Source organism: Brevibacillus reuszeri (assembly GCF_002897295.1).
In the GTDB taxonomy this organism is placed as follows: Bacteria; Bacillota; Bacilli; order Brevibacillales; family Brevibacillaceae; genus Brevibacillus; species Brevibacillus reuszeri_A.
Window position 1 is genome coordinate 583,444 of record NZ_BEXF01000001.1, and the last position, 12,845, is coordinate 596,288.

Below are 12,845 nucleotides of genomic sequence, written 5' to 3' on the forward strand. Positions count from 1 at the left end.
TTCCAAAGCAATCAGTAGAAAAATGTCGGATAAGCTCGAGGAAAACTATTCATCGGTGAATAGGTGATGAGAGATAAGTGTTGATAGATATGGATGGCACGAAATTTGCAGAATATTTTACTGAATCAGAAATTGTGGATGTAGGGGGTCCATCATGAAACGACGAATTGCCATTATGAGTACGTTTGTTCTGCTTACGGGCTTGTTTGCCGGCTGTAGCAACGGCAATCAGGCAAATCAGGCAGCACCAACACAAACGCCAGAGCAGTCATCAACGGAATCCGCACCTGCAACAAATCAAGTCTTGCGTATGAATGCAGCTGAACCGGAAACGCTCGATTCGGGATTGTCCAATGACGTTATTTCTGGTGCTTTCATTCGTTCGCTTTACGATTCTCTCGTCCGACTGGATAAGGACGGCAAGCCCGTAAACTCCGTAGCATCCGATATTCAAATCTCAGAGGACAAGCTCGTGTATACGTTCAAATTGCGAGATAGCAAATGGAGCAACGGTGATCCCGTTACAGCAGGTGACTTTGCCTTCGCCTGGATGCGCGCGCTCGATCCAAAAACAGCGAGCGGCTCGGCATACAAATACTATGCGATTAAAAATGCGAGATCGTACTTCGAGGGAAAGGCACAGGCACAGGATGTCGGAATCAAGGTAGTGGATGACAAAACACTGGAGGTCACACTGGAAAATCCGACTCCGTATTTCCTCACGCTCGCAACCTTCTACTATCCGGTCAATCAAAAAGTGGTAGAGTCAAATCCTGATTGGGCGAAAAAACCGGAGACGATCGTCACGAACGGACCGTTCAAGATTGTGAAATGGGAGCATAAAAACAAGATTGAGCTGGCGAAAAATGAGAACTATTGGGATCAAGAAGTAGTCAAGCTGAGTGAAATCCAGTTTTCCATGATTGAGGATACCAATACGGAGCTTGAACTGTTCAACAGCGGTGAGCTGGATTGGGCAGGTGGACCGATCAGCGGCTTGCCCGCAGATGCGATCGGACCATTGCGGGATGAAGGCAAGCTGAAGACCATGGAGCGTGCAACCAGCTACTACCTGCTGTTCCAGACAGAAAAACCGCCATTTACGAATGCCAAGATTCGCAAAGCATTTGCGTACGCGATCAATCGCAAAGACATCGCTGAAAATATCGGACAGGCGGGTCAAACACCGCTGATGGGCTTTGTGCCGCTCTCCGCTTCCTTAAAACCGGATGGATACTTCAAGGATAATGATACTCTGGCGGCGAAACAATTATTGGAAGAAGGCATGAAGGAATTGGGAATTACCCAATTGCCGGAAATCACGTATCTTTTCAACACCTCCGATCTCAACAAAAAGATCGCCGAAGCTCTGCAAGCACAATGGAAACAGGCATTGGGTGTAGACGTCAAGCTGACGAACAAGGAATTGAAGGTCATGTTTGACGATCAGGAGCACGGCAAGTACATGATTTCCCGGACAGGCTGGACAGGCGATTACAACGATTCCGTCAATTTCCTGGAGCTGATGATGGAGAAATACAGCTCGAAAAACTCGACCTTCTGGGGCAACGAGAAGTATGTAGAGCTGGTGAAAAAAGCGTATGCCGAGCCAGATGAAGCAAAGCGCAATCAGTATCTGATGGACGCGGAAGAAATCCTGATGGAGGAAATGCCGGTAACAGGCGTATACAGCAGCGTCAATTCATGGGTACAAAATGACAAGGTAAAAGGCATCACTGTGGACCCTCTGGGCTATATCGACTTCAAATGGGGGTACATAGAACAATAGAGTAGACCGAAATGGCCGACACTTTTTCGTGTTGGCCGTTTCGCGACTAAAAAAGGAGGCATTTGGCATGGGATGGCAACAGGCGTTGGAGGAAGTGCTGACAGATTCGCCGGGTGTATTCGGAGTAGCGGCTGCACACTTGGAGACAGGGAAATCTGCAGGCAATTTGGATGATCAGCTGTTTCAATTAGCAAGCGCATTCAAGATTCCGATCATGGTTACGCTGATGCGCGAAGTGGAAGCTGGCAAGCTGCGCTTGGATCAGCGCGTTACGTTAAAACGCGACGAGCGGGTGCCAGGCTCGGGAGTACTGCAGGAGCTGGATGCAGGCGCCACATTGACGGTAAAGGACCTGGCGACGCTGATGACCATTGTCAGCGACAACTATGCGACAGACCTCGTGCTTGAGCTGATTGGCGGCATCGAGCAGGTAACGGCACATATGCACGAGCTGGGACTAAAAGACATTCATTTGCGCCACACATGCTGGCAGCTGCTCAATCACTGTGTCGGCATGAACGAGCCAGCACCGTCTGCAGCAGGCTTTGATGAGTACGAGCGCAGAGAAGACACAGGTGAGTATGAAATCATTCTCGATGTATCACAGCCGACTCTGGAAAACAACGTAGCCACGCCTGCTGATCTGAACCGTTTGCTCATCATGATCGCCCAAAAAGAAATTCTCACTCCTGCTTCCTGTGATTTGATGCTCGATATTTTGCGCCGTCAGCAATACAACAGCCGTTTGCCATTCCTCCTGCCGGAAGGAACCAAGGTCGCGCATAAAACAGGGACAGTCAATGCAGTGGTAAACGATGCAGGGATCATCTATTTGCCTAACGGAAAGGGCATGATAGCCATCACCGTTTTATCACGGGGTATTACCGAGAAGAGTGCCGCAGAATTGACAATAGCACGTGTGGCAAGAGCGATCTACGATCAGGCGATGGGGGATGAATAAGGTGGAGGCATGGATTCAGGAGTTTGAAGCCTATGCGGAAAAGCTGCTAGACGAGGCAAAAGCGCCTGGTGCAGCGATTGGCGTCGCCCGTGACGGGAAAATGCTGTACAGCAAGACGTTCGGCTATCGCGATCAGGAACAGGAGCTGCCAATTTCGATGGATACGGTGTTTGGCATTGCGTCTCTCACCAAGTCGTTTACCTGCGTGGCGATTATGCAGCTGCAAGAGGCAGGGAAGCTGTCGGTTCATGATCCCGTCACGAAGTATTTGCCAGAGTTTCAAGCAGGCGGGGCAGAGCTGACAAGTCAAATGACGATTCATCACTTCATGACGCATACCCCGGGAATGGCACCAATGCCGTTTTTGGACGGGGCGATGAAGCGCAGTATGGAACAAGACCCTGCGATTGTCGGAACAGAGGCAGAAGCAGAATTGCAAGGTCTCCCGTATCTGGACACTTACGAACAGGTCATGGAGGCAATTGCAGGGTATGAGGGCAAACCGCTCGGTGCTCCGGGAACTGCCTTTAGCTACAACAATGACGCTTATGGACTTCTGGGCACCATCATCGAGCGAGTAAGCGGGCAGTCGTATGAGTCTTATGTGACGGAGCATATTTTGCAGCCGCTCGGCATGAGTCGGACCGTGTTTGACATAGCCGATCTGGATGATCAGGAAGACGTTACCGTGCTGTATACAAACAAAAAAACCGATGGCGAAAATCAAGTGATCGCTGCCCCCTTCTGGCATGATGCTCCTGCGATGCGGGCCGCAGGCTTTCTTAAATCGACCGTCCATGATTTACTCGCTTACCTGGAAGTATTTCGGACAGGAGGAGAAAACAGCGAGGCGCCCATCTTGTCAAAAGCGAGCGTCAGTCAAATGCTCACCCCCTTCGCCAGATGTGACGGCTATCGCTCGTACGGTTACGGCTTGATGGTGTCTCCCGCTTTCCCGGATGGAAAGCTGATCGAGCATGGCGGTTCGTTAAAAGGGATCAGCTCTCATCTCTTTGCGATTCCGGAGACCGGCTTGACTGGGGTTGTTTTGATTAACCTTGACGGCGTAGCAGTACGTGAGCTGATCGCAGGCTTGCTCAATACGATAGCTTCGAGACCAGTAGCAGTCCCGCCTTACCCTGTGCCACAGTACGAGCTAGCGGACGAGCAGCTGACCGAGTACGAAGGACGCTATGAATCTAGTGAATGGATGAAAGCAGTGATTGAAAGGCGCGAGGGCGCACTGCAGATCGAAGTGGATGGTCTCTCTTATCCGCTTATCCCTGTCGCTCCAGATAGCTTTCTGTTCAAAAGAAGAGACTCTCATGTCTGGATTGATTTTTTCCGTTCGCCGGAAGGTCAGATTGAGCGAATGAGCTATGCCCTGCGACAATTAACCAAACAGGAGCCATTCGAAGAGTCTTCGAAATAATCACGCCATTTTGCAAAAAGGACAATTCGTTTTTCTAGCGAATTGTTCTTTTGTTTGTTGGCAAAAACTGGCGAGATAGAAGGTAAAATGGGAGACGAAAAAGATGGATTGGGAAGCATGTAAACGCGAGTGGTTAAGTACGCTGCTCTCGGTGAAGGAAAAGATCGTGGAATTGCATATGAGAGAAATGCTGGAGTTTGGCGAGCCGATTTCACGCTATTACCGGAAGTATCAAAGGCAGCAGCAAATGGGGATTCAAGGTATGCTGACGGAAGCATTTCAACAGCTTTTTTCCGCAGAAAAAGAATATGAGCAGTATGTGCAGGCGCTATCTGCCGAAGCGTACATCTGGGGCGAGAGATGGGCGCATGAAAATATCCCCAAGGAAGTGCTGCTGGAGGTCTTGTTCAATCTCCGAGAAAATGCATTCAATGAGGTCAGCCGCTGCTGTGAGGCGAGTCAGGTTAAGGAAGCGCTGCTTTCCCGGTTGTACCATATTTTGAACGTACGCTATCATCATACAATTCGCGGGTACCTGGCGAGCAAGGATCAAATGATCAGTCATTTACACCAGCAAAAAATGGGCGTCATGGGACAAATGGCCGCCGGAATGGCACATGAGATTCGCAATCCGCTTGCTGCTTTTCACGGCTTTTTGCAATTGATGAATCAAAGTGTAGAAAACACCTCCGAAGAGATGAATCGAGAGCAGTTTGCGAAGTATATTCAAATTTGCCAGCATGAGGTGCAGTCTCTGGAAAAGCTTGTTACCAGCTTTTTGATTCTCGCACGAAAAAACGAACATCTACAGAAACGAAACGAGGCGGTTGCGCTCAGACCGCTTCTCGAGCATGTTCACGTTCTGGCCAGGCACTATGTGATAGAAAAGGATGTATTTCTCACCTTTCACTATGATGAGGGGACGAATCTGGTATGGGCGATTCCGTCACATGTAGAGCAAATTTGTTTGAATTTGATAAAAAATGCGCTGGATGCAGTCGGTACGTATGGGAGGGTGGTGGTTTCTACAGGCTTTCAGCCACAGGAATCGCATGTGACCGTGACGATTGAAGATAACGGCTGTGGCATCTCCCAGCAGCGATTGAAGCATCTGTTTGAACCGTTTTACACAACCAAGGAAAAAGGTACGGGAATCGGGCTATCCGTCTGCAAAAAGCTGATTGAGGAGATGGACGGAAAAATTATCGTGGAATCCAAAGAAGGAATTGGAACCAAGGTGGAAATTCGCTTGACCGCCGTTACATTTACCGCACCTAATCCAGAATCCGGACATGCCCCAGGCTGAGCATGTCCGGATTTTTTATTTATAACCACTGCTTGAGCAAAAGGCAGGGTGTAGTCATAATTTCAAAAAAATTAATTGTGTTCAAAAAAATTGTTGAAGAAACAATTTCAAAAGTAGTATGGTGATGATAGCGAAAGAAAATCAGAAATGATCAACGAGGTGATCTGATGTCCAGAGTCGAAAAGCGTTTGGCAGAATTGGGCTATACACTGCCGCCTGCACCGCCAACGATGGCTAGCTACGTGCCATGTGTTCAAACAGGTAACGTCCTATACACATCAGGAGCAGGCTGTTACGTCAATGGCAGTCCGATGTATGTGGGAAGACTAGGATCTGATGTGACCATCGAGCAAGGCTATGAGGCCGCCAAAGTGACGGTCCTCAATTTGCTGGCAATTTTGAAGAACGAGATCGGCGATTTGGACAGAATTACACGCATTGTCAAGCTGTTTGCCCTAGTGAGTAGCGAACCGGACTTTTATGAGCAGCCCACCGTCATCAACGGAGCATCTGACTTTCTGATCGAAATATTCGGCGAGGCTGGCAAGCATGCGCGAGCAGCAGCTGGCACCTCCGTACTGCCTTTTAACAATCCGATTGAAATTGAGTTAGTCGTAGAAATCAGCGCAGCAACCAACTAGAGAAAAGCGAGGCTTATTCATGGAGAGAACTATTCACCCCATCCTGGCGAGCTACATTCCGGTGGTAGAGGGATTGGCGAAAACATTTGGCAGCCATTGTGAAATCGTTCTGCACGATCTGAGGGATATTACTTCCTCGATCATTGCCATACACAACGGACACATAAGCGGCAGAGAGATCGGGTCTCCTGTTACCAATCGGGCACTGAAAGCACTGCGAACAGCCATGGTTACCAAGGAAGACTATGACCTCAACTATCGCAACGATACGATCAAAGGAAAACAGATCAAATCCAGCTCAATTTATATCAAGGACGAACACGGGCAAGTGATCGGCAGTCTGTGCGTCAATATTGACATGACTCATTTGGCGATTGCGCAATCTGTTTTAAGCGACATGCTGGCCATTTCGGACAAGCGTGAATCTGATAAAACAGAAGAAAGCTTTCCACCTACCGTGTCCGACCTGATGGAGCAGATGGTAGAAGATTGCCTGCGCAAAACAGGAAAGCCGATTGCGCTCATGCAAAAGGAAGAAAAAATTCAGTTCATTCATGAGCTTGATGAAATGGGGCTCTTTTTGATTAAAGGCGCTGTGCAGCATGTGGCAGACCTCCTCGATGTAACCAAATTCACCATCTACAACTATCTGGATAAAAAATAAGGGAGTTGGGCGAGTGTGGCAGAAGTGACCAGAGAGCAGGCGCGAGCCTTTCATGACGGTATTCATGTATTGGACGGGCACTTTGATCTGCTGACAGACGTAGAAATTCAGCGCGGCTATGGCAAAACAAAAATGATAGAAACCGAGTACTTGCCCCGCTTTAAAGAAGGTGGAGTCCATTCCCTCGTAGCGGCTGTTTTTGTCGATGATGCGTATATCCCGGAAATGGGCTTGCGTAAAGCGCTGAATCAGGTAAGTGCACTGCACGCAGAAGCGGCGGAGTCACCAGAGCATATCATGATTGCCAAAAGTCTCGAAGACATTCACCGGGCCAAGCAAGGAAAGAAGGTTTCGTTCATTCTTTCTCTGGAAGGCGCGGAGCCGCTCTACAACGACCTCAGTCTGCTACGCATCTTTTATGAACTGGGTGTGCGAATGATGGGTCTGGTCTGGAGCCGGCGCAATTTTGTGGGGGATGGCAGCTTCTTTGCTCCCGTACGTGAAGGCAAAAAGGGCGGAATTACAGACTTTGGCGTGCGGCTCATCGAAGAAGCGGAGGGCTTAGGGATCGTCATCGACGTCAGTCATTTGAATGATGAGGGCTTCTGGGATGTGATGGAGCTCGCTAAAAAACCAGTGATCGCCTCGCATTCGAATTGCCGCAGCCTGGTGCCGACGATGCGCAATCTGACAGATGAGCAGATCAAGGCGATTGCAAATCAGGATGGTTTAATCGGATTGAATTCATTCAGTATGTTTACTGCTGCTACATCAGCTGAAGCAACTCTCGAGCGCTTGATTGATCATGTCGATCACATGAAAAAGCTCGTAGGCACGCGCTACATCGGGATCGGGCTCGATCTGTGCGATGACTTGACCAAGTACCTTTCGCCAGACAAGCTCGCCAGGGCGAAGGAAATACCTTTTGATGTGGTAAAAGGACACGGTGCACTCCCACAGATTACCCATGAGCTGATGAAGCGGGGATACAAAGACGACGAAATCGAGGGCATCCTCGGCAAAAACTATTTGCGGGTGTATGAGGAAGTATGGAAATAGTCCAAATAGACAGGGGGATGTACATAGATGGATCACAGACAACAGAACGGATCAATTTTTGGCTATTATCAATCGGGTATTCATATTGCGGACATTCGCTTCTCGGACACAGGAGTATGGCATCGCCCTACAGGATGGGAAGCAGGGGAAAAGCTGACAAGTGACTTCACTCAGCTTTTGGCGGGGAATACGGGCTATGAGCTGCCTGTCAACGAGTTCAATGACCGCTTGGCAGAATGGAATGGTCTCAGTTGGTCAACTGCGGACGTCATCTTTCCACCGGGTGGCGGGCATTATCAGCGGCATGAGCGTATAGAGGGCTTCGTCGATGGCGAGACAGAGCCGAAAGAGGCGTGGGTGTTTGCAGTACGCGAGTCAGCCCAACCGATCGATTTGGTCATCTGCGAGAATGAGGTCATCGCCTTTGTACTGACGGGAAGAGGGGACAGTGCGATTCTGGTCAAGTCAGGCTGGGAAGACCTGACTCCGCTGAAGCTGTGGCAGGACCCGCTCTTGTCACAGGCTCGTTATGGAATCAAGCATTTGGGCAGACACGACGTCGCGATGAAAGATGGCGTCAAGCTTGCGACAGAGGTATGGATACCGGCAGGCTTGCAGCCAGGGGAGAAGGTACCAGCTATCTTGATGCGCACGCCGTATGGCCGGATGGATGCGATTTTTCGGCGACTGCCTTTTGTAGCCCGTGGCTATGCGCTAATCATGCAGGATACACGCGGGCGTGAAGACTCTGAGGGCGAATGGATTCCACTCGTACATGAGCGCAGCGATGGGGATGACACACTGACATGGATCGCCAGCCAGGAATGGTCAGACGGCGCAGTCGGTATGCTCGGTGGCTCATACGTCGGCTATGTCCAGTGGGCAGCGGCAGCGAGCGGTAATCCGCATCTGAAGGCGATTTTCAGCTACGTGACTGTCGGGACTCCAAACGTAGACATTCCGCGAAAAGGTGGCACGATCCTCACCGGACTGTCCTGGATTTTCATGATGGCAGAGAAGCGCCGCGACGTATCTGCATTGAGCCGTGACGATTGGAGCGAGGTGTTAAAAGTGCGTCCAATCAAAGAAATCCCGCAAAAGGTCCTTGGCAAAGAAATTCCGTTCTGGACGAAGTGGATGGAGCATCCGGATGGAGACGATTTCTGGGCACAATCCGATTGGAAAAGGCACGCCGATCAGGTGAAGGTTCCGTCCTTTTTAGTCTCTGGCTGGTATGATGACAACGGCATGGGTACCAGTGAGTCGTGGGAGGTCATATCCAAGCAGCTCCCTGACCATGCGCATATGATTCTCGGACCCTGGTATCACAAAGCGAATACGACGAGAGAGATTCACCATGTTCCGTTTGGCAACAATGCGATCCGCTATGACCTCGACGTGACACAGCTGCGCTGGTTTGACCGTTATCTCAAAGGGATCGAAAACGGCATCGATCAAAAGCCGCGGGTCGAATATTACATGGTTGGACAAAACGAGTGGAAAACATCACCTTCCTGGCCGCCACAGGATGCGGTTTATACCAACTTTTATTTGAGCAGCAATGGCACGGCAAATACGAGCTCGGGAGACGGTGTTTTGACCACTGCCGTACCGCAGGAACAACCGACGGATTCGTATGTATTCGATCCGCAGGATGCAGCGCCTTATCTGCTCGATCTGTCTGAAAATGAAAACAGCGTGCCAGAAAATTACTCTGAAGTAGAAAAGCGCACTGATATACTCGTGTACACCTCCGAGCCTTTGGAAGAAGAAGTAGTGATTGCGGGTGAAATATCCGCCGTCCTGTATGCGGCAAGCTCGGCAAGAGACACTGACTGGCTGGTGCGGCTCAGCGATGTAGACGAGGAGGGCAACTCCATTCGCCTGTCAGATGGCATCATTTGCGCTCGCTACCGGCATTCTTTTAGCGAGCCACAGCTTCTTGAGCCAGGCCAAATCGAGCGCTACGAAATCCGCATGACCAAAATCGCCAACGTCTTTCAAAAAGGGCATCGCATTCGCGTCTGCATCACATCAGGAGCGGAGAACTTCTGTTTCCCGAATCCAAACACGGGCAATGATTTGGCGACGGATACAGAATTGGTGGTTGCCCAACAAACGGTCTACCATGATGAGCAGTACCCGAGTCATATCAGACTTCCTTTACTGCTTAAAAAAGATTGAATACAACTGCCTGATTGATCAGGACGAAGAAATGGCTGCTCTTGCTTGCAGCCATTTTTTGGTTTTGTTTTCCTCTTTATTTTGATTTCCACAGCCACTCCCGGCATAATAGAGCTATTACGTTCAGGATGTGATTAGACATTGCAAATCATCGTATTTGACCTTGAGACGACATTGACTCATCAAAAAGATAAAATACCGGAAATTATTGAAATTGGAGCGGCGAAGGTCATGCCAGGAAAAAATGGCGTCGAGGTTGACACCTTTCAGCGCTATACGTTTCCTGCTATTGAGCGCCGGATCACAGAGCGTACGCGCAAGTTTATCGGGCTGGATAAAGAAAACATGCCTACCTTTATCCCATTTCGCAAAGCATTCGCTTCGTTTATGGAGTGGATTGGAGAAGACCCGGATTACTATTTGTGCACGTGGGGAAAAGACGACAAGCGCTTGATGATCGAGCATTGCGCGCGCTTTGGACTCGATTTTTCCTGGCTACGCAATTATAACGATATCCAGCCGCCGATCAGCATGCTGCTCGCAGACCGCAAGCAGATGAGCTTAAAGGAAGCGATCGATACAGCAGGAATCGTTCAGGAGGGCAGACTGCACTCGGCGTTAGTTGACGCCATTCATACAGCACATTTGCTGATCAAATTCAATAAGACTGTCCATCTCGTCTCTAATACACCGGAAGAGAACTACAACATGTCCAGCTCGCTTTATATTACTTGCCGTTCTTGTAAAAAAAGCAAATACTATACCGCTTTTGGCAGAAAAAGCAGAAGATGCGAAGCGTGCCTTGCACATCGCAAGCAAATGGAGCAAAAGGCGTTGGAGGCAGCTGCTGCCGAGCAAAGCCAGTAAAGAAAGCATCTAATCAGGATGGGAGAGAGAAAAAGGGGGCGCACCATGATTCGGGAAATGCAGGCTTCAGATACGGAGCCGCTAGTAAAAATGATTGGCAACGGCATCGCGTGGAGAGCAGAGGAAATTGCTGCGATGCTGAAAAATGCGAAGGGCTACGTTTATGAAAAGGCGGGACAACTTCAGGCTTGTGCCATATATGATCTGACGTCGTTCGGAGAAGAGGGAACGGCAGAAATCCATCTGTACACACATCCAGACAGCCGCAAGCAGGGCATCGGTTCTCAGTTGTTTGATAAGCTCTGGGGTGATTTGCTGGACAAAAAACCAGCAGCAGCTGCGACTACCTATCGAATTGATGAACAGAGTAGCTGCGATTTTTTTACTAAGCGCGGATTTGCTTCGATCTGGGGCCATCATTACATGAAGCATAATGGCAGCATCGGTCCAGAGCCTCAGCTTGTCGTACGCAAATTTACCGAACAGGACCTGGAATTGTACATCCAGTCTCAAAGTGACGCCTATTATGAGGTGCGAAAAGGCATAGACCTAAAGCCATACCGGTTGACAGAATACCAAGAGGCAACGATGGCTTCCTGGAAGCAATGGATTTTAAACGACATGCGCGAAGATATTTATATGTTCTATCATCAAGACGAATTTGTCGGGTCTTTGATTTTGACGCCTCATGGAGAAGTGTATGATGTGTTTGTCGACCCCCGGCATCAGGGAAAAGGCTTTGGCAAACAACTCATCCACTTTTTCGTGAACCGTACGCTGGAAAAAGGCTTGCAGCCGCATCTGATTACAGGCACGCACAATCAACCTGCGATCAGCTTGTATGAAGGGACAGGCTTTCATATTTACCAGACGACTGAGACAGGCAAACGAGTTCTTGCATAAGAGGGAGAAATACCCAAACAAAAAAATGCCGCGGGCACATGACCCAAGCGGCATTTTTCATATTAGACACCAAGTAATAGCAAGATAATCGATGTCAGACTGAAGCAGACACTGATCAGACAGAGAAACGCAACGACTTGCTTTTGGTTGAGTCCCATCCGCAGCAAACGGTAGTGAACCTGGCTGGCATCAGCTTGATAGATTGGTTTTCCTTGCATTGCGCGTTTTGTTACGACAAACAGGTTATCAAAGATCGGCACTCCCAAAGCCAAAATCGGGATGAACAAGGATAGAACCGTTGCCTGCTTGAAAGCCCCGTCCAGCGCGATAACCGCGAGAATAAAGCCGAGAAAGGTCGCTCCGGCATCTCCCATGAAAATCTTGGCGGGCGGTTTATTATAGCGCAGGTAAGCCAGCGCTACACCGATCAGACTAATGGCCATGATGGCAGAAGTGCTCTGCCCTTTGGCAAGTGCCACAACAAACAGCGTTCCTGCTGAGATAGCGGACAATCCACCAGCCAATCCATCCATGCCATCAGAGAAATTGATGACGGTTGTGACTCCGAAGATCCACAGGATCGTCAGGATGAATTGCAGCCATACTGGAAGCAGAATGTACTCGCCGCTGAGTGGGTTGTAAAAGCCCGAAAAGGTAATTCCCGACATATAGACGATGATCGCAGCCGATATGTGAACAATCAGCTTGGGGAGCGCAGAAAAATCCTTGCCCTGCGTCTTGTACCAGTCATCAATCGTCCCAATGATGAGCAGGAGCAGAGAGCCTACCAAAACGGCAACGGTTTGCCCAGGCGATTCTTTGGAAAAGAGCAGAAACGACGCTGCAAATCCAATGAATATCGCATAGCTAGCCGTTAACGGGATGGGCTCCCGATGTATTTTTCGTTCTACGTCTTTACGAGGCTTGTCCACAAAATCAAGTCGAAATGCCAGCTTGCCAAGCGGCGGGATCAACACGAGAACAATGCAAAACGACAGCAAAAAAGATAGAGCATATGTAATCGTAACCATCTCCTAGA

11 protein-coding genes are annotated in these 12,845 nt (G+C 49.3%); 10 read left to right on the plus strand and 1 reads right to left on the minus strand.

What is annotated here, in order from left to right; genetic code table 11:
- The first annotated feature begins 154 nt into the window (after window positions 1–154).
- From C3B52_RS02810 to C3B52_RS02855, 10 genes are all read left to right on the plus strand, one after another.
- Window positions 155–1,789, plus strand: a complete 1,635-nt coding sequence (locus C3B52_RS02810) for a peptide ABC transporter substrate-binding protein (RefSeq protein ID WP_103104556.1) — start codon at window positions 155–157, stop codon at window positions 1,787–1,789.
- A gap of 67 nt (window positions 1,790–1,856) precedes the next feature.
- Window positions 1,857–2,750, plus strand: a complete 894-nt coding sequence (locus C3B52_RS02815) for a serine hydrolase (RefSeq protein ID WP_103104557.1) — start codon at window positions 1,857–1,859, stop codon at window positions 2,748–2,750.
- Complete coding sequence (locus C3B52_RS02820) at window positions 2,743–4,182, plus strand: serine hydrolase (RefSeq protein ID WP_103104558.1); 1,440 nt, start codon at window positions 2,743–2,745, stop codon at window positions 4,180–4,182. Before C3B52_RS02815 ends, C3B52_RS02820 begins: the two co-directional genes overlap by 8 nt.
- Window positions 4,183–4,285: 103 nt before the next feature.
- Entirely contained in the window at window positions 4,286–5,488 is a 1,203-nt protein-coding gene (locus tag C3B52_RS02825; protein WP_103104559.1) for a sensor histidine kinase, read from the plus strand.
- A gap of 167 nt (window positions 5,489–5,655) precedes the next feature.
- Window positions 5,656–6,129: a RidA family protein gene (locus C3B52_RS02830; protein ID WP_103104560.1), complete on the plus strand. Its 474-nt coding sequence runs from the start codon at window positions 5,656–5,658 to the stop codon at window positions 6,127–6,129.
- A 19-nt stretch (window positions 6,130–6,148) separates the two neighbouring features.
- The gene (locus C3B52_RS02835; protein WP_103104561.1) at window positions 6,149–6,793 is read left to right on the plus strand and encodes a helix-turn-helix transcriptional regulator; all 645 of its coding nucleotides are present in this window, start codon (window positions 6,149–6,151) and stop codon (window positions 6,791–6,793) included.
- 15 nt (window positions 6,794–6,808) lie between these two features.
- Complete coding sequence (locus C3B52_RS02840) at window positions 6,809–7,852, plus strand: dipeptidase (protein ID WP_103104562.1); 1,044 nt, start codon at window positions 6,809–6,811, stop codon at window positions 7,850–7,852.
- Window positions 7,853–7,879: 27 nt separating this feature from the next.
- A complete protein-coding gene (locus C3B52_RS02845; RefSeq protein ID WP_103104563.1) occupies window positions 7,880–10,036 on the plus strand; it encodes a CocE/NonD family hydrolase in 2,157 nt (718 codons plus the stop codon).
- Between the two features lie 141 nt (window positions 10,037–10,177).
- The gene (locus tag C3B52_RS02850; protein ID WP_103104564.1) at window positions 10,178–10,903 is read left to right on the plus strand and encodes a 3'-5' exonuclease; all 726 of its coding nucleotides are present in this window, start codon (window positions 10,178–10,180) and stop codon (window positions 10,901–10,903) included.
- A 45-nt stretch (window positions 10,904–10,948) separates the two neighbouring features.
- Complete coding sequence (locus tag C3B52_RS02855; protein WP_103104565.1) at window positions 10,949–11,806, plus strand: GNAT family N-acetyltransferase; 858 nt, start codon at window positions 10,949–10,951, stop codon at window positions 11,804–11,806.
- Between the two features lie 62 nt (window positions 11,807–11,868).
- On the opposite strand, the gene C3B52_RS02860 is transcribed toward C3B52_RS02855, so the two are convergent.
- Window positions 11,869–12,837: an MraY family glycosyltransferase gene (locus C3B52_RS02860; protein WP_103104566.1), complete on the minus strand. Its 969-nt coding sequence runs from the start codon at window positions 12,835–12,837 to the stop codon at window positions 11,869–11,871.
- Between the last annotated feature and the right edge of the window lie 8 nt (window positions 12,838–12,845).